The organism is Streptomyces sp. cmx-18-6 (assembly GCF_046548915.1).
In the GTDB taxonomy this organism is placed as follows: domain Bacteria; phylum Actinomycetota; class Actinomycetes; order Streptomycetales; family Streptomycetaceae; genus Streptomyces.
On sequence record NZ_JAEBEP010000015.1, the window covers coordinates 110,433 to 128,630 of the forward strand.

Below are 18,198 nucleotides of genomic sequence, written 5' to 3' on the forward strand. Positions count from 1 at the left end.
CCATCGGGCGGCGGCGGATCGAAACGCTGAGCAAAGGTACGTAACGGTACGAAGTCGACGATACGGAGATTCACGGCGTCCGGCGCGTCGGAGGAACGGCCCCTCCGCCCCGCGTGCCGGCGGCCGGGTCCCCTCCGCTCCGCGTGCGACCGACCCGACCGACCCCCTCCGCCCCGCGCGCGGGATGCGGACGAACGGCCCCTCCGCACCCCCCCGCCCCGCCCTCCCCACCCCACGCGTCCCCCTCACCGCAGCGCCTTCCCCTCCTCGTCCAGCTGCATCTGGGCCCGCCCGGTCACCAGCAGCCAGGCGGGCAGGGTGGCCGCGCACAGCATCGGCAGCACGGACGCGTCGCCGGCCAGCACCGCCGCCGTGAACAGGCTCACCCAGCCCTGCCGGGTGACGGCGAGCAGCACGCCCAGCACCGCGCAGGAGACCGCGAGCGCGGGCGGCACGGCGTCGACCAGCGCATGGGCGCAGAGCCCGAGCGCCACCCCCACGAAGACCGCCGGGAAGATCCGCCCGCCCCGGAAGCCGCAGGTCGCCGCGATCACCAGGGCGGCCGTCTTCACCACCGCCATCACCGCGAACTCCCCGGCCGACCACCCGTCCGGGTCCCCGGCGATCTCCTTCACCTCGTCCAGCCCCTTGAAGAGGGTCAGATGCCCGCCCAGCGCCCCGAGCAGCCCCAGCACCAGCCCGCCGAGGGCCAGCGCGAGCACCGGGTGCCGCAGCGCGCGGAAGACCCGGTGCGCCACCGGGAACGCGTACACCGCCAGCAGCCCGAGCAGCGCGCCCGCCGAGGCGATCAGCAGGGCGGAGAGCAGATCGCCCCAGTGCGGTCCGGAGTACGGGGGGAGGGCCAGGTCGAAGCTGGGCTCCGCGATCAGCGACATGGTCAGCGCCCCCGCCGTGCCGGCCGCGAGCGGGGCGAACAGCCGGTCCCAGAACGCCCCGGGGCCCGGCTGCGAGGCCAGCGTCTCGGAGAGGATCAGCGCGGCGGCGATCGGGGTGCCGAACAGGGCCCCGATCGTCCCGGCGGCGGCGAGCGCCACCCACAGCTCGGCCGGTGAGCCGGGCGCGGCCCGCCGCCCGAGCCAGTAGGCGAGCGCGACGTTGGCGGCGGTGATCGGGTTCTCCGGCCCGAGGCTGACCCCGCCCGCCAGCGCCAGCATGGTCACCAGGAGCAGCCCGGGGACGATCCCGGGCCGCATCGGGGCGTCCACCAGCCCGGTGGTGGCCGGGTCGGGCCCGCCGTGACCGGGCACGGCCCGCAGGACCAGGCCCACGGCGAGGCCGGTCGCGGTGAGCATCACGATCATCCACAGCGAGGAGAAGCGCCCCACGCCGAGCGCGTCGGGCAGGGTCTCCCACAGCACGTCCTGGAGCCGCTCCGCCAGCAGGCTCACCCCGAGCAGCACCAGCGCGCAGACCACGCCGACGACGATCGCGGGCAGGACGAGCGGCAGAAGCCGCCGGGCCGGGGCGGCCGGCGGGCGGGGCGGCGCGGGGGATTCGGGGGCCATCGGGTCACCATAAGGTGACGAATGCGCGCAAAAGCTCCTTGGCACCACCGGTGGGACACGTCATCCGGAGCCGCTTCGTAGGATGCGCATTGTCGCTGCGCGCCACTGGAACCAAGGGTGTTCATCGGGCGTTGATAGCTTGGGGTGGCCACAGAGCCCCCGTCGCACACCTCATCCTGGAGCCCGGACCCTTGAATACGCTTGCGCTCGGCCCGAGCTGGCTGGACCCGGACTATCTGCTCAACACGTTCGGCCTCCCCGGCCTGCTCCTCATCGTCTTCGCCGAGTCCGGACTCCTGATCGGCTTCTTCCTGCCCGGCGACTCCCTGCTGTTCACCACGGGTCTCCTGGTGACCACGGGACAGCTGAAGTACCCGCTGTGGCTGGTCTGCACGCTGGTGGCCATCGCCGCGATCCTCGGCGACCAGGTGGGCTACCTCTTCGGCCGCAAGGTGGGCCCGGCCCTCTTCAAGCGCCCGGACTCCCGCCTCTTCAAGCAGGAGAACGTGGAGAAGGCCCACGAGTTCTTCGAGAAGCACGGCCCGAAGTCGCTGGTCCTGGCGCGGTTCGTCCCCATCGTGCGGACGTTCACGCCGATCATCGCGGGCGTCAGCCGGATGAACTACCGCCTGTTCGTCATCTACAACGTCGTCGGCGCGCTCCTGTGGGGCGTCGGCGTCACCGTGCTCGGCGCGCTGCTCGGTAAGATCGACTTCGTGCACGAGAACATCGAGATGATCCTCATCCTGATCGTGCTCATGTCCGTGGTGCCGATCGTGATCGAGGTCCTGCGCTCCCGCAGCCAGTCGAAGAAGGCCGCCGCCGCCGAGGCGCGGAACAACCCGGGCGGCCCGCCGCCGGGCCCGGGCTCCGGCCAGCGCGGCCGCCACGCCAAGCGCTGACCCCTTCTCGTACGTACGCGTACGAAGGCGCCCCTGCCCGGATCCACAGGGCAGGGGCGCCTTCCGTCGCGCCCGCGAGCGATCCGGCCGGTGCGCCCGCGCGCACACCGGGGAGCGCGCCCGCGAAGCCGTACGCCTCCGGTCTTCCGTCGCGCCGACGAAGCCGTACGCCTCCGGCCCCGCATCGCGCCCGCGAAGCCGTACGCCTCCGGCCGCCGGGCCTCAGAACCCTCGGGTCCGCTTCGCCGCCCGGCGGCTCGCCCCGCCGATCGTGCCCGGCATCCCCATGAACAGTCGCGAGATCTCGCTCCCCAGGTTCACCCCGATCGCGATGGCCAGCGCCGTCGCGACCGCCGTCGACAGCGAGGTCAGCCCGCGGGTGACGTCGTTCTGCGCCACGCCCAGCAGACCGAAGTACGTCGCCGAACCGGGCAGCAGCGGCCCGATCGCCGCCGTGATGTACGGCAGCGAGGACGTGTACCGGTAGCGCGAGAACAACTGGCCGAACAGGCCCACCAGACCGGCCGCCACCGCCGTCGCCGCGACCGGCGAGATGTTCCCGGTCCGGGCCATCGCCCCGAAGATGATCCAGGCCACACCGCCGTTGAGGGTGACCGCCAGCACGGTGGAACGCTCCTGCTGGAGCAGGATCGCGAAGGCCAGGCTGAGCGCCATCGACGCCAGGATCTGGAGCACCGGCCGGTCGTTGGGCACGAACTGGGCCTCGGGGTTGAGCTGGGCCCCCAGCTGCACCCCCAGATACAGGATGATCAGCACGCCCGCGACGATCCCGATGAAGAAGTACATGACCTCCAGCAGACGGGCGGAGGCGGTGATGTAGTAGCCGGTCAGCCCGTCCTGCACCCCCGCCACCAGCGCCCGCCCCGGCAGCAGCGCGAACAGCCCACCGGTGATCACCGCGGAGGGGCGGATGTCCGTCGAGTGGGTCAGCGTCAGCGCCACCCCCATCGCGGCGGGCGGCATCGCGGCCACCGTGAACTGGTAGAACTCCGGCAGCCCGCGCCCCGCGCACAGCCACGCGAGCCGGTCGCCGAGCATCGCGCCCGCCGCCGCCACGACGAAGACCAGCACCCCGCCGCCGACCAGCACGGAGGCCGACCCCGCCAGCAGCCCGGCCGCCGCCGTCAGCACCCAGCCCGGGTAGGGGTGCCGGTTCCTGCGGATCTCCGCGAGACGCCGGTATGCCTCCTCCAGGGTGATGTCGGTGTCCTCGCTGGTGATGTCGTCCACCAGCCGGAAGACGGCCGCCAGCCGGGTGTAGTCGGTGCCCCGGCGGCGTACGGTACGGCTCGCCGTCACCGGGTCGTCCACCAGCGAGGGCTGGTGCGAGATGGACAGCAGCGTGAACGTGACCGTCGGCTCGCTGCGGTCCAGCCCGTACGAACGGGTCACCGCGAACATCGCCGCCTCGACGTCCTCGGCCCCCTCGCCGCCCGCCAGCAGCAGCTCCCCGATACGGAGCGTCAGGTCGAGGACGCGCGGCACGGCCGGACCCGCGTCCTCGTCGTGCCGCTGCACGGCGTCCGCGGCCGGGCGCTCGGTCACCGGCATCCGCAGCATCGTGCGCATCCGGTCCTGCCAGGGCGCCTCCTTGGTCAGCTTGACCATCGGGATGCCCTGCGCCGGGGTGAACGCGGGCGGCGCCTGCTGCGCGTTGTAGGTGCTCGGCGGGGTGAAAGCGGAACTCAGCGTGTCGGAGTTCGACAGCCCCCCGGAGCCGCCGCTGGAACCGGCCGGACCGCTGGGCTCCGGATGAACCCCGGTCGGCAGCGCGAACTCCGACGTCGGATGGTCCTCCTCGGGCGGCGAGGCCGGCTGACTCGTCCCGGCGGGCGGGACGAAGGCGCTCCGCGCTTCGTCGGACTGGGGCTTGAGGTCCTCCGGACCGCCCGATTCCGCCACCACTCGACCTCGTTCCTCCTCGGCTGCATCTCTGGGCGCACGTGTGCCCAGTATGGCCACCGGCATGATCCCCGCATGACGAACCGTCCGCACAGCGGAACGGGCGGCACACCGGTGAAGGTGTACCGCCCGTTCCCGTACGGCCGTCCGGCCCGCAAACGGAACCGTAAGAGGGACGCCGGACCGTCAGGAGGAGGACGTCAGTGCTTGTTGCCCTGCGCCTCGAGACGCTTGTACGAAGCCTCGATCTCGGCCTCCGCCTCGGTACGGCCGACCCAGTCGGCGCCCTCGACGGACTTGCCCGGCTCCAGGTCCTTGTAGACCTCGAAGAAGTGCTGGATCTCCAGGCGGTCGAACTCCGACACGTGGTGGATGTCGCGCAGGTGCTCCACGCGCGGGTCGGACGCGGGGACGCACAGCAGCTTGTCGTCGCCGCCGGCCTCGTCCGTCATCCGGAACATGCCGATGGCGCGGCACTTGATGAGGCAACCGGGGAAGGTCGGCTCGTCCAGGATGACCAGCGCGTCCAGCGGGTCGCCGTCCTCGCCGAGGGTGTTCTCGACGAATCCGTAGTCCGCGGGGTAGCTGGTCGAGGTGAAGAGTCGACGGTCCAGACGGATCCGACCGGTCTCGTGGTCCACCTCGTACTTGTTCCGCGAACCCTTCGGGATCTCGATGGTGACGTCGAACTCCACGGGTGGCTCCTCCATGATCAACACATACGACTGGTGGTTAAGTGTCCCCCACGCAGAAGAGTGCTCGCGAAAGGGGCTGGTCAACGGTGGCCGAGCCGGTGGAAAGACCGTCGAACCGCCCGTCGGACCCGTGGGGCAGGATCAGGAACCCGAAGCGCGGGCGCAACGGTTCCCCCACCTGGCAGGTCGTCGCAGGCTCCGCCGTGCTGGGCCTGGTCGTGGCCACCGGCGCGGTCTTCGCCGCCGGCCCCTGGGACAACGGTCAGCGTAAGGCCGAGCGGCGGCTCGCAGCCGCCGAGGACCGTACAGGTGGCGCACATCACGGCCGTACGCTGCCGGGCGCCCCGGAACCGGCCCCCAGCGCCCCCGCCGTGCTCGACGCCGCCGTCACCCGTTCCGCCCCGCAGGACCCCGCGAGTCTGCGCTCCACCCTCACCCCGCTCGTCGAAGCGCCCGCACTCGGCGGCAGGGCCTCCGCCTCCGTCGTCGACGCGGCCACCGGCAAGCAGTTGTACGGGCACGGCGCGGCCGCCCCGATGACCCCGGCCTCCACCGTCAAGATCGCCACCGCCGCCGCGGCCCTCTCCGCCCTCGGTCCCGACCACCGCATCGCCACCACCGTCCGGCTCTCCGAGGACGCCCGCACCCTCACCCTCGTCGGCGGCGGCGACCCCACCCTCGGCCGGGCGGCCCTGCGCTCGCTGGCCACCGCCGCCGCCAAGGCCCTGCGCGAGGACGGCGACGGCCCCGTACGGCTCACGTACGACGCCTCCCGCTACACCGGGCCCGTGCTCCACCCGATCAGCCCCAACCCGAACATCGCCCCCGTCACCGCCCTGATGGTCGACGAGGGGCGTCTCGACGACACGGACCGCGGCCCCGCCGAACGCAGCGAGGACCCGGCGGGGGACGCCGCCCGCGCCTTCGCCGCCGGGCTGCGGAAGGCGGGCGCCGAGGTCACCGGCGCACCTCGCGAGGCCCGGGCCGCCGGCCGGGCCCGCACGGTCGCCACCCACCACTCCGCCCCGCTCTCCGCCCTCGTCGAGCGCACCCTCACCAACAGCGACAACGACATCGCCGAGGCCCTCGCCCGGCAGACCGCCATCGCCGCCGGCGAGAGCGCCGATTTCGCCGGGGCCCGCCGCGCGGTCACCGCCGAACTCAAGAAGCTCAAGGTGCCCACCGCGGGCGCCCGCCTCACCGACGGCAGCGGACTCGACCGGAAGGGCCGGGTCACCGCCACCCTCCTCACCACCCTCCTCGCCCGCGTCGCCGACCCGGCCAGGCCCGAACTGCGCCCGGTCCTCACCGGCCTGCCCGTCGCCGGCTTCACCGGCACCCTCGGCACCCGCTACCGGGACGACACCGGGGCCACCGGCCTGATCCGCGCCAAGACCGGCACCCTCAGCGGCGTCAACTCCCTCGCCGGAACCGTCGTCGACCACCGGGGCCGGCTGCTCGCCTTCGCCTTCCTCGCCGCCGACACCCCCTCGAAACCCGAGGCCGAATCCGCCCTCGACGCCCTGGCCACCGCACTCGCCGGCGCGGGCGGCTGAACCGGCCCCGGCACCCGAAGAGCGGTTCAACACCCCACCACCGGGCGAGCCGCTCACGTACGGTTGACGCATGACGAGCATCGGTGGTGCAGGGATGGTCGACTGGAACCTCGCGGTCGCGACGGCGACCCGACTGGTCCGGCCGGGGCCCGAGATCAGCCGTGAGGACGCCCGCGCCGTCGTCGCGGAGCTCCGGCGGCACGCGAAGGCGTCGGAGGAACACGTCCGCCTCTTCACCCGGATGATCCCGGAAGGGGTCGAACCGGAGGACACCCCGGTCCTGGTCGTCGACCGGGCCGGCTGGATCAGGGCCAACGTCGCCGGCTTCCGCGAACTGCTCGGCCCGCTGCTGGCCAAGATGGCGAGCCGCCGCTCCGGCGGACCCGGCGGGGCCGTCCTCGGCGCGGTCGGCGGCAAGGTCACCGGCGTCGAGCTGGGCATGCTGCTCTCGTTCCTCGCCTCCCGGGTCCTCGGCCAGTACGAGACGTTCGCCCCCGCCACCCTTCCCCAAGCTCTCAGGTCCGTTCGAGCAGGGGAGACCCCACCGCCGCCCGGCTCGGCGAAGAACGGTGGACAGCTGCTCCTGGTCGCCCCCAACATCGTCCACGTCGAGCGGGAACTCGACGTCGACCCGCACGACTTCCGGCTCTGGGTCGCCCTCCACGAGGAGACCCACCGCACCCAGTTCACCGGTGTGCCCTGGCTCCGCGACCACCTCCGGGGCGAGATCCAGACCTTCCTGGACGAGACCGACGTCGACCCGACGACCTTCCTGGAGCGGCTGCGCGAGGCCGCCCAGTCGCTGTCCGGCGCGGGCCGCCCCGAGGGCGAGCAGGGCGACGACGGCGGCCGCAGCCTCGTCGACATCGTGCAGACCCCCGCCCAGCGCGAGGTGCTCGGCCGGCTCACCGCCGTGATGTCCCTCCTCGAGGGCCACGCGGACTTCGTGATGGACGGCGTGGGCCCCGAGGTCGTCGGGTCCGTCAGCGAGATCCGGGAGAAGTTCCAGCGCCGCCGGGCCCAGGGCGCCGGCCGGCTCGACCAGGCGCTGCGCAAGCTGCTCGGCCTGGACGCCAAGCTCCGGCAGTACAAGGACGGCGAGAAGTTCGTACGGTCCGTCGTCGAGGAGGTCGGCATGGACGGCTTCAACCGCGTCTGGACCTCGCCCAACACCCTCCCGACCAAGGCCGAGATCGCCGCACCCGCGGAGTGGGTCGCGCGGGTGCACCGTAAGGCAGAGTCCTGAGGCTCCTGGGGCCCGTGACCGGAGAACTGCCCTTCTATCACCCATCCGAGGGACCATGAGGGCATGGGAAGGCGTGCAATGCTCGATGGACAGCTTGCCTCTGTCACCATCGACGCACTCTGAGTGACGGGACTCACGCGTTCCGGCGCTCGACGCTCCTCCCAGAACCTCCACGAAGGGCACCGGACATGGGTCCCCATCCAGCGGTCGCGGCGATACGCCTGGCGGTCCGCCGCGTACTCCACGACGTCCTCACCGATTTCCACCGGCACGCCGAGCACGAACGGCCGGCCTCAGAGGCCAGGCGCCCCGCGCCCGCCTCCCGCGCCGCCCGGTTCGCCGAAGCCGGCGCGAGCAGCCACCGCACCGCACTCCCGGACCGCGCCGCGCCCGCCGACCGGCTCGCCCCCTTTGAGCGGTCCCCCCTCCCCGACCGGCCCGCCGCCCCCCTCGTGCTGGTCGCCTGCTCCGGCGGGGCCGACTCCATGGCCCTCGCCTCCGCCCTCGCCTTCGAGGCCCGCAAGCTCGACGTCCGGGCCGGCGGCATCACCGTCGACCACAACCTCCAGCCGGGTTCCGCCCTGCGCGCCGCCGAGGTCGTCACCCGGCTCGCCGCCATGGACCTCGACCCCGTCGAGGCCGTCGCCGTGCACGTCGGACGCGAGGGCGGCCCCGAGGCCGCCGCGCGCGACGCCCGCTACGCGGCGCTGGACGCCGCCGCCGAGCGCCACGGGGCCGCCGCCGTGCTGCTCGGCCACACCCGCGACGACCAGGCCGAGACGGTCCTCCTCGGCCTCGCCCGCGGCTCCGGCATCCGCTCGCTCTCCGGCATGGCCGCCGCCTCCGGGCCGGCCGGCCGCTACCGCCGCCCCTTCCTCCAGCTCGACCGGCAGACCGCTCGCAAGGCGTGCCTGGTCCAGTCGATCCCCGTCTGGGACGACCCGCACAACACCGACCCCGCCTACACCCGCTCCCGGCTCCGCCACGAGGGCCTGCCCGCCCTGGAGAAGGCGCTCGGCAAGGGCGTCGTCGAAGCCCTCGCCCGGACGGCCCAGCTCTCCCGCGACGACGCCGACGCCCTCGACGCCTGGGCCGCCGAGGCCGAGCTCTCGGTACGCGACGAGACCGGCCGCCTGGAGTGCGCCAAGCTCTTCGTCCTGCCGCCCGCGGTACGCCGCCGGGTGCTGCGCCGGGCCGTCATCGAGGCCGGTGCGCCCGCCGGCTCCCTGTTCGCCCGCCATCTCGAAGAAGTCGACCGCCTGATCACCGGCTGGCGCGGCCAGCGGGCCATCAACCTGCCCGGCCGCGTCGAGGCCCGGCGGCAGGGTGGCAGACTGGTCATTCGGCAGAGCTGACGCGCGAGCGGCTGAAACGCAGGCGAACAGCCGGGCCGGGCCCGGGACGCACCCCGGGCCCGGCAGGCAGAGAAAGAGACGTGGGTGAACGAGAAGGACATGGGCACCGACCTTCAGTCGGTGCTCCTCACCAAGGAAGAGATCGACGCGAAGCTCGTCGAGCTGGCCGCGAAGATCGACGCGGAGTACGCGGGCAAGGACCTGTTGATCGTCGGCGTCCTCAAGGGCGCGGTGATGGTCATGGCGGACCTGGCGCGCGCGCTGTCCACCCCCGTCACGATGGACTGGATGGCCGTCTCCTCGTACGGGGCGGGCACCCAGTCCTCCGGTGTCGTCCGGATCCTCAAGGACCTGGACACCGACATCAAGGGCAAGCACGTCCTGATCGTCGAGGACATCATCGACTCCGGTCTGACGCTGTCCTGGCTGCTGTCCAACCTGGGCTCCCGGGAGCCGGCCACCCTCGAGGTCTGCACCCTGCTGCGCAAGCCGGACGCCGCGAAGGTCGCGATCGACGTGAAGTGGATCGGCTTCGACATCCCCAACGAGTTCGTCGTCGGCTACGGGCTGGACTACGCGGAGAAGTACCGCAACCTCCCCTTCGTCGGCACGCTCGCCCCGCACGTCTACGGCGGCTGACGCCCGGGGAACCCTCGCCGCCCGTGGGCCGTTGAAGCTGCGAAAGCAGGTTTCTCCGCCGCACCCGGCGGTCGCGGGCGTCCCCGCTGGGGTACCGTCCGAAGAACACTCTTTTCAAACAGCAGCATTTACCTACGGGCAGGAGGGACGGGGCGTCTTCGCTCCGTATGGATGGACGTGAAGCGATACTTCCGTGGGCCGGTCATGTGGATCGTGCTGGCCGTCCTCGCCGTGTTCGTGTTGATGCAGGTCGTCGGCTCGTCCGGCGGCCACAAGACGGTGGACACCGGCAAGGTGATCCAGGCGATCAGCAAGAACCAGGTGGAGCAGGCCAAGCTGACCACCGGTGACGAAAACTTTGTCAAGATCGAACTCAAGAAGGGGCAGAAGCTCGCCGGTGAGTCCGGCAGCAAGTTCCAGGCGAGCTACATCGGCAATCAGGGCGTCGAGATCGCCGACACGCTCCAGCAGAAGTTCGAGGCGGGTGACGTCGAGAAGGGTTACACCGTCTCGGTGTCGAAGCAGTCCCCGTTCGTCTCGATCCTCCTCTCGCTGCTGCCCATCATCCTGATCGTCGTCGTCTTCCTGTTTCTGATGAACCAGATGCAGGGCGGCGGCTCCAAGGTCATGCAGTTCGGCAAGTCCAAGGCCAAGCTGATCACCAAGGACACCCCCAAGACGACCTTCGCCGATGTGGCGGGGTCCGAGGAGGCCGTCGAGGAGCTCCACGAGATCAAGGAGTTCCTCCAGGAGCCGGCGAAGTTCCAGGCGGTCGGAGCCAAGATCCCCAAGGGCGTCCTGCTCTACGGGCCGCCCGGTACGGGCAAGACGCTGCTCGCGCGCGCCGTCGCCGGCGAAGCGGGCGTGCCGTTCTACTCGATCTCCGGTTCCGACTTCGTCGAGATGTTCGTCGGCGTCGGCGCCTCCCGGGTCCGTGACCTCTTCGAGCAGGCCAAGGCGAACGCCCCGGCGATCGTCTTCGTCGACGAGATCGACGCCGTGGGCCGGCACCGCGGCGCCGGCATGGGCGGCGGTCACGACGAGCGCGAGCAGACGCTCAACCAGCTGCTCGTCGAGATGGACGGGTTCGACGTGAAGGGCGGGGTCATCCTGATCGCCGCCACGAACCGCCCCGACATCCTCGACCCGGCCCTCCTGCGCCCGGGACGCTTCGACCGGCAGATCGCGGTCGACCGCCCCGACATGCTGGGCCGGCTGGAGATCCTCAAGGTCCACCAGAAGGGCAAGCCGGTCGCGAAGGACGTCGACCTCGGCGCGGTCGCCCGCCGGACGCCCGGCTTCACCGGCGCGGACCTGTCGAACGTGCTGAACGAGGCCGCGCTCCTGACGGCGCGCAGCGACAAGAAGCTCATCGACAACGAGAGTCTCGACGAGGCCATCGACCGCGTCGTGGCGGGCCCGCAGAAGCGGACCCGGATCATGTCCGAGAAGGAAAAGAAGATCACCGCGTACCACGAGGGCGGACACGCCCTGGTCGCGGCGGCCTCCCCCCAGTCGGACCCGGTCCACAAGATCACGATCCTCTCCCGCGGCCGTGCCCTCGGTTACACGATGGTGCTCCCGGAGGAGGACAAGTACTCCACGACGCGCAACGAGATGCTCGACCAGCTGGCGTACATGCTGGGCGGGCGCGCGGCCGAGGAGCTGGTCTTCCACGACCCGACCACCGGCGCGGCCAACGACATCGAGAAGGCCACGGCGACGGCCCGCGCGATGGTGACGCAGTACGGCATGACAGAGCGGCTCGGCGCCATCAAGTTCGGCGGCGACAACACCGAGCCCTTCCTCGGCCGTGAGATGGGCCACCAGCGCGACTACTCGGAAGAGGTCGCGGCGCTGGTCGACGAAGAGGTCAAGAAGCTCATCGAGACCGCCCACAACGACGCGTGGGAGATCCTCGTCGAGAACCGCGACATCCTCGACGCCCTCGTGCTCGAACTCCTGGAGAAGGAGACGCTGGGCAAGGACGAGATCGCGGAGATCTTCGCCCCGATCGTCAAGCGTCCCGCCCGCCCGGCGTGGACCGGCTCCGCCCGGCGCACCCCGTCGACGCGGCCTCCGGTGCTCTCTCCCAAGGAGCTGGCCCTCACCAACGGCGCCTCGACCGCCAACGGATCGGCCACCCCGCCGGAGATCGCCCCGGCGACGGACCTCACGAAGGACATCGCCCCCTCCACGGAGGCGATCCCCGAGGAGCGTCCCGAGAGCTGACCCCCGTACCGACTCCGGTGAGACCCCCGTCACGGGGGCGTCACCGGGCCCGGAATGGAAGCCGCGCCCCCCAGGTTTTAGCCTGTGGGGGCGCGGCTTTTCCGTATGCCTGCGGATGTTCCGTGCGAACCGCGCACGGGGCAGCACAGAGGAACGAGGCACAGATGACCGACCCGGTGACGCTGGACGGCCAGGGATCGATCGGCGAATTCGACGCGAAGCGGGCCGAGGCGGCCGTACGCGAACTGCTCATCGCGGTCGGAGAGGACCCGGACCGCGAGGGCCTGAAGGACACGCCGGGGCGGGTGGCGCGGGCGTACAAGGAGATACTGGCGGGCCTGCGGCAGGAGCCGGAGGACGTGCTGACCACGACGTTCGACCTCGGGCACGACGAGATGGTCCTGGTGAAGGACATCGAGATCATGTCCCTGTGCGAGCACCACCTCCTGCCCTTCCACGGAGTGGCGCACGTCGGCTACATCCCGGCCGACTCGGGCAAGATCACCGGTCTGTCGAAGCTGGCCCGGCTGGTGGACGTCTTCGCCCGCCGCCCGCAGGTGCAGGAGCGCCTGACCACGCAGGTGGCGGACTCGCTGATGCGCATCCTGGAGGCGCGGGGCGCGATCGTGGTGATCGAGGCTGAGCACATGTGCATGTCGGTGCGGGGCATCCGCAAGCCGGGGGCGAAGACGACCACGTCGGCCGTGCGCGGCCAGCTCCGTGACGCCTCCACCCGCGCCGAGGCGATGAGCCTGATACTGGCCCGCTAGTCCTTCGGCCCGCTCTGTCAGTGGTGCCCGAAACGCTCCTCGGCCTGAGCCGGTGAAGGCCGAGGAGCGCCGCGTGAACCAGCAGGGTCGGCGCCTGTTTCCCACCCGGAAGGGCCTGCGTCCCATCTGACGCCGGTGGACCGCCGGGCGGCCCGGGGCGCCTTCCGGCCGGAGCACCATGACGCCGATCCGGTGGAGTCGGGCCGGGTGACGGTCGAGGCCGTACGGTCCCGTGGAGCGCCGGGCGAGCCGTTCACGCCGTACGGCTTCCGGCCGCACTCCACCTTCCTGGCCCCGACGGGCACCAGGCGCGGGGGGTGGAGTGAAAGGAGCGCCTACGCGGCTGCCGCGCCCGTGCCGTCGTGGTTGTCGTCGCCGTCCTCGGGGAGCCTGCAGACGCGCTCCAGGAAGAAGGCGGCCGCGATGACCCCGATGCCCGCCACCACCGCCGCGCCGGCGTAGATGGCCTGGTCGCGGCGGGGCGGGAGGTCGAGGAAGCCGAGCAGGAAGACGCCCGTGCCGCCGTACACCCCGGCGATCAGGGCGGTGACCAGGGCGCTCGCCTGGCCGAAGACCACCGCGCGGGCCGCCATCAGGGGCTCGACGCCCTTGGCCCCCGGGCGGCGCTCGCGCTGGGCGCGGAGGCGGGCGCGCAGGGAGAGCGCGGTCGCCAGGAGGATCACCGCGATCACGGCGAGCACGATCGACGCGGCCAGCGGCACGCTCGGGAGCGTGCCGAGGGAGTCCCAGAGGCGTGCGCCGCCCCAGGAGAGGACGCCGGCGGCGATGAAGAGGCCCGCCAGTACCCCGAGCCGTAGTTGCCTCACCGCGTGAGCCGCCCTTCGTCGCCTGTGTTCCTGTGCTGGTGCCCGTCGAGCCTAACGATTACTCGGGCAGGCGCAGTTCCAGGTCGGCGCGCGGAAGAATCCCGTCGTGGCCGACCCCTTCGAGGAGCTCGGCCACGGGTCCCGCCCCCGGGAGCTGCGCCTCGGGGTCCACGTCGTGCCAGGGGGCGAGCACGAAGGCCCGCTCGTGGGCGCGGGGGTGGGGGAGGGTGAGCGCCGGGTCGTCGGACAGGACGTCGGCGTACGCCACGATGTCGACGTCGATGGTGCGCGGGCCCCAGCGCTCCTCGCGGACCCGGTCGAAAGCCTCCTCGACGGCCTGGCCGCGCTCCAGCAGGGAGGCCGGGGGCAGCGTCGTCTTCACGAGGATGACCGCGTTGAAGTACGAGGGCTGGGAGTCGGCCGCGACGCCCCAGGGCTCCGTCTCGTACACCCGGGAGACGGCCTTGACCCGCAGGCCCGGGGTGTCCTCCAGCGCGTCGACGGCCCCCTGGAGGGTCTCCAGCCGGTTGCCCAGGTTCGAGCCGAGGGCGATCACGGCCATTTTCGGGTTGGACAGGGTGATGTCGGCGGCGTCCACCTGCTTGACGACGGCGGTGGGCACCGGCTGTACGGTCGGGTCGCTCTGCCCCTCGGTGGAAAACGCAGTCATGCTCGGCTCCGGGTGATGGTGATGGTCACGTCGTCGAAGGGAACGGTGATCGGCGCGTCCGGCTTGTGGACCACCACCTCGACCTCCTGAACGCCTTCGTGCTTCAGGCACTGCTGGGCGATGCGTTCGGCGAGCGTCTCGATCAGGTCGACCGGCTCGCCCGTCACCACGTCGACGACCTCCTCCGCCACGACGCCGTAGTGCACGGTGCGGGACAGGTCGTCGGCGGCTGCCGCGGGGCGGGTGTCGAGGCCGAGCACCAGGTCGACGATGAAGGTCTGGCCCTCTTCCCGCTCCCGGGGGAAGACGCCATGGTGCCCACGGGCCTTGAGGCCGCGCAGCGCGACACGATCCACGCGAATCACTCCTGCTGTCGTTGGTCCAAGAGGCATCCGGCCGCGTGCGGGCGACGGGGTGCCTTCTTTCGAATCTACCTGCGGGTACCGACAGTGCTTGTCCGCGGGGGCTATGGACAGCACCCCGCGGGGCTGGTAGCCGCCCATACCCGGGGGCGGTGGATCCCAACCCCCGGCGGTGGATTCCGGCCCCGGTCGTGGTCCGGGATCCGGCCCGTCCCCCACCCGCTCAGGAGGCCGGCTCCTCCTCGTCGTCCTCGTCGTCGCCGTCCGCCAGTACGGGCGAGCCGTGGTGGGACCAGAGCTTCCAGCCCTCCGGGGTGCGCCGGAAGACGTTCGTGGCGACGACCAGCTGGCCCACCAGCGGGCCCAGCGCGTCGCCCTCCTCGGCGGGGCCGCCGCTGAGGATGTTCTCGGTGCAGGTGACCAGGGCGGTGTCGCCGGTCATGGCGACGGTGACGTCGGTGAGGAAGAACTGGATGTACTCGGTGTTCTCCATGATCAGGGCGTAGCTGCGCAGCACGTCGCCCCGGCCCGAGAGGACCGGCCACCCCGGGTGGACGCAGGAGACCGTCAGGTCCTCGCCCGGCAGCCAGAGGCCGGACAGCTCCTCGTGGTCGCCCCGCTCCAGCGCCTCGTAGAAGGCGGTGTTGGCCGCCTCGACCTCGGCGATGTCGGCGGCGGCGCTCGCGTGGTCCTCGTTCACGCGGCTCCCTCGACGGCGCGGGCGACCCGTACGGCGTCGGCGGTGGCCCGTACCTCGTGGACCCGGACCGCCCAGGCCCCGGCCCGGGCGGCGAGGGCGGAGACCGCCGCGGTCGCCGCGTCGCGTTCGCGGGCGGGCGGGAGGGACGCGCCGGGGCCGGCCAGGACGTGGCCGAGGAAGCGTTTGCGGGAGGCGGCCACCAGCAGCGGGCGGCCCAGTCCGTGCAGCTCGTCCAGGTGCGCGACGAGCGCCAGGTCGTGGGGAGCCGTCTTCGCGAAGCCGAGGCCGGGGTCGATCACGACGCGGTCCGGGTCGAGTCCGCCCGCGAGCACCGCGTCCATCCGCTGCCGCAGCTCCGCCAGGACTTCGGCGACCACGTCCCCGTACACCGCACGGCTGTTCATGGTCTCGCTGAAGCCGCGCCAGTGCATGACGACGAACGGTACGTCGGCGGCGGCGACGGCCGGGATCATGTCCGGGTCCGCGAGGCCGCCGCTGACGTCGTTGACGAGTACGGCCCCGGCGGCGACGGCCCGCTCCGCGACGCGGGCGCGCATGGTGTCCACGGAGACGGTGACGCCCTCCGACGCGAGCCCCCTGACGACCGGGATCACCCGCCGCAGCTCCTCGGACTCGTCGACCCTGCTCGCGCCGGGGCGGGTCGACTCGCCGCCGACGTCGACCAGGTCGGCGCCCTCGGACACCAGCTGGAGGCCGTGCTTGACGGCGGCCGTGGTGTCGAACCAGCGGCCCCCGTCCGAGAAGGAGTCGGGCGTCACGTTGACGACGCCCATGACCGCACAGCGGTCCCACTCCGGCAGCCCTCGTACCGTGCCCCGCCCGCGTGACGTACTCATACCACCAGCCTAGGCCCGTGGGGCCGCCCGCTACGCCGCACGCACCTCGTGCTCCGGGACGGTGCGCAGCGCGTGGCCGCACGGGCGCGGGCCCCGGGAGCGGAACGGGCGGGGCAGCGAGAAGTTCACGAACCCCTCCGCCTGCATCGCCGCGATCCCGATGCGGGGCAGGTCGCGACTGGTGCGGAACACCACGAAGCGCGGCTCCCAGCGCGGCTTGAACTTGGCGTTGAACTTGTACAGCGACTCGATCTGGAACCACCGCGAGAGGAAGATCAGCAGTCCGCGCCAGCAGCGCAGCACCGGCCCCGCGCCCAGCCGCTCGCCCCGCGCCAGCGCGGAGCGGAACATCGCGAAGTTCAGCGAGACCCGGGCGACGCCGAGCCCCGGGGCCGCCTGGAGGGAGGCGACGATCAGCAGCTCGTTCATGCCGGGGTCGGCGGAGCGGTCGCGGCGCATCAGCTCCAGGGACATCCCGTCGCGCCCCCACGGCACGAAGTGCAGGACGGCCTTCAGGTCGCCGTGCTGCTCGTCCTCGGAGCCCGGCAGATGGGCGGTGGCGATCACGCAGTCGCCGTCCGCGGGGTCGCCGATCCGGCCGAGCGCCATGGAGAAGCCGCGTTCGGTGTCGGTGCCGCGCCAGTCGGCGGCGGCCCGGCGGATGCGGTCCAGCTCGGTGGGGTTGATGTCACGTGCTCGCCGGACCCGGGTCTCGTAGCCGTTGCGCTCGATGCGCCCCACCATCTGGCGTACGTTCCGCATGGCCCGCCCGGCGAGCGAGAAATCCGCGACGTCCACCACCGCCTCGTCGCCCAGCTCCAGGGCGGTGAGCCCGGTCTCGCGGGTCCAGACCTCGCCGCCGCGCTCGCTGCACCCCATCACGGCCGGGGTCCAGGAGTGCGCCTTCGCCTCGTCCATGAACCGCTCGATCGCCCCCGGCCACGCCTCCACGTCCCCGATCGGGTCGCCGCCGGCCAGCATCACCCCGGAGACGACCCGGTAGCAGACGGCGGCCTTGCCGCTGGGGGAGAAGACGACGGCCTTGTCGCGTCTGAGTGCGAAGTGGCCGAGCGAGTCGCGGCCGCCGTGCTTGTCCAGCAGCGCCCGCAGCCGGCTCTCGTCGTCCTCGGTGAGGCGGGCGGCCGGGTGTTCGGGGCGGAAGGCCAGGTAGATGGTGGTGACGGCGGTCAGCAGGCCGAGCGCGCCGAGCGAGTACGCCACGGTCCAGCTGGTCCGCCCCGCGTAGTCGACGGGCCCCTCCACGCCGAACAGGCCGTACAGCACGTGCTGGAGCCGGTCCGCGATGGACGGGTCGCCGACCACCCGGCCGGGGTGCACGGAGACGATGACCAGCCCGAGCGCGAGCGAACTCGCCCCGAGCAGAATGAAGTTGGCCAGCGCCCGCCAGCGGCTGCGCGGGTCGGGCAGGGCCCGGAACTGGTCCCGGTGGCGCACCAGCAGATAGCAGAGCGTCAGGGAGACCAGGACGCCGACGACCGAGTGCCGGTACGTGAACTGCGCCACGGCCCCCGCCGGCAGCAGGATCACCGCCGCCCGCCAGGCCCGCCGCTTGTGCCGCTTCAGCCCGTGCGCGAGCAGGAGCAGCAGCACGCCCGCGCTCAGCGAGAGCGCGGCGGCGAACGGGCCGAGCGCCCCGGGGAGCACTTCGGCCAGGGTGTGCATCCGGCTGTGCCGGAAGCGCGGGAAGACCCCCGCGGCGATGTCGATCAGCCCGACGACGGTGCAGGCGGTGCCGACGACGGCCGGTACGGCTTCGGGCCGCGGGCCGCGCAGCAGCCGCCGGACGCGTTGCGGAACCGACACCGAATTATCCCCATCTACCGTGACAGACATCGCTTCCCGTGGCTCCAGATGAGATTTCAGCATTCCTTGAGTCCGTCGGCCGTGGCCTGCCGGACGATGTGCTCCCTCTAGGAC

At 72.2% G+C, this 18,198-nt stretch carries 16 protein-coding genes; 7 read left to right on the forward strand and 9 right to left on the reverse strand.

Annotation, left to right across the window (positions count from 1 at the left end):
- Positions 1 to 245 precede the first annotated feature (245 nt).
- A complete protein-coding gene (locus tag ACLJPL_RS29005) occupies positions 246 to 1,526 on the reverse strand; it encodes an ion channel protein (RefSeq protein WP_411083904.1) in 1,281 nt (426 codons plus the stop codon).
- A gap of 191 nt (positions 1,527 to 1,717) precedes the next feature.
- On the opposite strand from ACLJPL_RS29005, the gene ACLJPL_RS29010 reads away from it, so the two are divergent.
- The gene (locus tag ACLJPL_RS29010; protein WP_411083905.1) at positions 1,718 to 2,428 is read left to right on the forward strand and encodes a DedA family protein; all 711 of its coding nucleotides are present in this window, start codon (positions 1,718 to 1,720) and stop codon (positions 2,426 to 2,428) included.
- A gap of 222 nt (positions 2,429 to 2,650) precedes the next feature.
- On the opposite strand, the gene ACLJPL_RS29015 is transcribed toward ACLJPL_RS29010, so the two are convergent.
- Together ACLJPL_RS29015 and ACLJPL_RS29020 are read right to left on the reverse strand one after the other, a co-directional pair.
- Positions 2,651 to 4,354 carry a threonine/serine exporter ThrE family protein gene (locus ACLJPL_RS29015; RefSeq protein WP_411083906.1) on the reverse strand — a complete coding sequence of 568 codons (1,704 nt, stop codon included), beginning with the start codon at positions 4,352 to 4,354 and terminating at the stop codon, positions 2,651 to 2,653.
- A gap of 197 nt (positions 4,355 to 4,551) precedes the next feature.
- Positions 4,552 to 5,046 carry an inorganic diphosphatase gene (locus ACLJPL_RS29020; RefSeq protein WP_366391794.1) on the reverse strand — a complete coding sequence of 165 codons (495 nt, stop codon included), beginning with the start codon at positions 5,044 to 5,046 and terminating at the stop codon, positions 4,552 to 4,554.
- Positions 5,047 to 5,132: 86 nt separating this feature from the next.
- On the opposite strand from ACLJPL_RS29020, the gene dacB reads away from it, so the two are divergent.
- From dacB to folE, 6 genes are all read left to right on the forward strand, one after another.
- A complete protein-coding gene (gene dacB, locus ACLJPL_RS29025; RefSeq protein WP_411083907.1) occupies positions 5,133 to 6,602 on the forward strand; it encodes a D-alanyl-D-alanine carboxypeptidase/D-alanyl-D-alanine-endopeptidase in 1,470 nt (489 codons plus the stop codon).
- Between the two features lie 70 nt (positions 6,603 to 6,672).
- Positions 6,673 to 7,848, forward strand: a complete 1,176-nt coding sequence (locus tag ACLJPL_RS29030) for a zinc-dependent metalloprotease (protein ID WP_411083908.1) — start codon at positions 6,673 to 6,675, stop codon at positions 7,846 to 7,848.
- Positions 7,849 to 8,036: 188 nt separating this feature from the next.
- A complete protein-coding gene (gene tilS, locus ACLJPL_RS29035; RefSeq protein ID WP_411083909.1) occupies positions 8,037 to 9,203 on the forward strand; it encodes a tRNA lysidine(34) synthetase TilS in 1,167 nt (388 codons plus the stop codon).
- Between the two features lie 99 nt (positions 9,204 to 9,302).
- Positions 9,303 to 9,842: a hypoxanthine phosphoribosyltransferase gene (gene hpt / locus ACLJPL_RS29040; RefSeq protein WP_073719669.1), complete on the forward strand. Its 540-nt coding sequence runs from the start codon at positions 9,303 to 9,305 to the stop codon at positions 9,840 to 9,842.
- 171 nt (positions 9,843 to 10,013) lie between these two features.
- Positions 10,014 to 12,074 (forward strand): ATP-dependent zinc metalloprotease FtsH, encoded by a 2,061-nt coding sequence (ftsH, locus tag ACLJPL_RS29045; RefSeq protein WP_411083910.1) that lies wholly within the window; start codon positions 10,014 to 10,016, stop codon positions 12,072 to 12,074.
- Positions 12,075 to 12,238: 164 nt separating this feature from the next.
- Positions 12,239 to 12,844 carry a GTP cyclohydrolase I FolE gene (gene folE, locus ACLJPL_RS29050; protein ID WP_411083911.1) on the forward strand — a complete coding sequence of 202 codons (606 nt, stop codon included), beginning with the start codon at positions 12,239 to 12,241 and terminating at the stop codon, positions 12,842 to 12,844.
- Positions 12,845 to 13,179: 335 nt separating this feature from the next.
- Here folE and ACLJPL_RS29055 read toward each other — a convergent pair whose 3' ends face one another.
- The 6 genes from ACLJPL_RS29055 to ACLJPL_RS29080 form a co-directional block, all read right to left on the reverse strand.
- Positions 13,180 to 13,671, reverse strand: coding sequence for a DUF3180 domain-containing protein (locus ACLJPL_RS29055; protein ID WP_411083912.1), 492 nt, complete (start codon positions 13,669 to 13,671; stop codon positions 13,180 to 13,182).
- 58 nt (positions 13,672 to 13,729) lie between these two features.
- A complete protein-coding gene (folK, locus tag ACLJPL_RS29060) occupies positions 13,730 to 14,341 on the reverse strand; it encodes a 2-amino-4-hydroxy-6-hydroxymethyldihydropteridine diphosphokinase (RefSeq protein WP_411083913.1) in 612 nt (203 codons plus the stop codon).
- Positions 14,338 to 14,697 carry a dihydroneopterin aldolase gene (gene folB / locus ACLJPL_RS29065; RefSeq protein WP_388181986.1) on the reverse strand — a complete coding sequence of 120 codons (360 nt, stop codon included), beginning with the start codon at positions 14,695 to 14,697 and terminating at the stop codon, positions 14,338 to 14,340. The genes folK and folB overlap by 4 nt, the downstream gene beginning before the upstream one ends.
- A gap of 229 nt (positions 14,698 to 14,926) precedes the next feature.
- Positions 14,927 to 15,403, reverse strand: a complete 477-nt coding sequence (locus tag ACLJPL_RS29070) for a nuclear transport factor 2 family protein (protein WP_411083914.1) — start codon at positions 15,401 to 15,403, stop codon at positions 14,927 to 14,929.
- Positions 15,400 to 16,197, reverse strand: coding sequence for a dihydropteroate synthase (gene folP / locus ACLJPL_RS29075; protein ID WP_411083964.1), 798 nt, complete (start codon positions 16,195 to 16,197; stop codon positions 15,400 to 15,402). The genes ACLJPL_RS29070 and folP overlap by 4 nt, the downstream gene beginning before the upstream one ends.
- Before the next feature lie 93 nt (positions 16,198 to 16,290).
- The gene (locus ACLJPL_RS29080) at positions 16,291 to 18,114 is read right to left on the reverse strand and encodes a phosphatidylglycerol lysyltransferase domain-containing protein (RefSeq protein WP_411083915.1); all 1,824 of its coding nucleotides are present in this window, start codon (positions 18,112 to 18,114) and stop codon (positions 16,291 to 16,293) included.
- Positions 18,115 to 18,198: the final 84 nt, after the last annotated feature.

Excerpts from the sequence above, each read along its gene's own strand:
- folK (WP_411083913.1), bottom strand. The coding sequence starts at position 14,341 with ATGACTGCGTTTTCCACCGAGGGGCAGAGCGACCCGACCGTACAGCCG.
- hpt (WP_073719669.1), top strand. The coding sequence starts at position 9,303 with ATGGGCACCGACCTTCAGTCGGTGCTCCTCACCAAGGAAGAGATCGAC.
- ftsH (WP_411083910.1), top strand. The coding sequence starts at position 10,014 with ATGGACGTGAAGCGATACTTCCGTGGGCCGGTCATGTGGATCGTGCTG.
- ACLJPL_RS29030 (WP_411083908.1), top strand. The coding sequence starts at position 6,673 with ATGACGAGCATCGGTGGTGCAGGGATGGTCGACTGGAACCTCGCGGTC.
- ACLJPL_RS29080 (WP_411083915.1), bottom strand. The coding sequence starts at position 18,114 with ATGTCTGTCACGGTAGATGGGGATAATTCGGTGTCGGTTCCGCAACGC.
- ACLJPL_RS29005 (WP_411083904.1), bottom strand. The coding sequence starts at position 1,526 with ATGGCCCCCGAATCCCCCGCGCCGCCCCGCCCGCCGGCCGCCCCGGCC.
- tilS (WP_411083909.1), top strand. The coding sequence starts at position 8,037 with ATGGGTCCCCATCCAGCGGTCGCGGCGATACGCCTGGCGGTCCGCCGC.
- folE (WP_411083911.1), top strand. The coding sequence starts at position 12,239 with ATGACCGACCCGGTGACGCTGGACGGCCAGGGATCGATCGGCGAATTC.
- folP (WP_411083964.1), bottom strand. The coding sequence starts at position 16,197 with ATGGGCGTCGTCAACGTGACGCCCGACTCCTTCTCGGACGGGGGCCGC.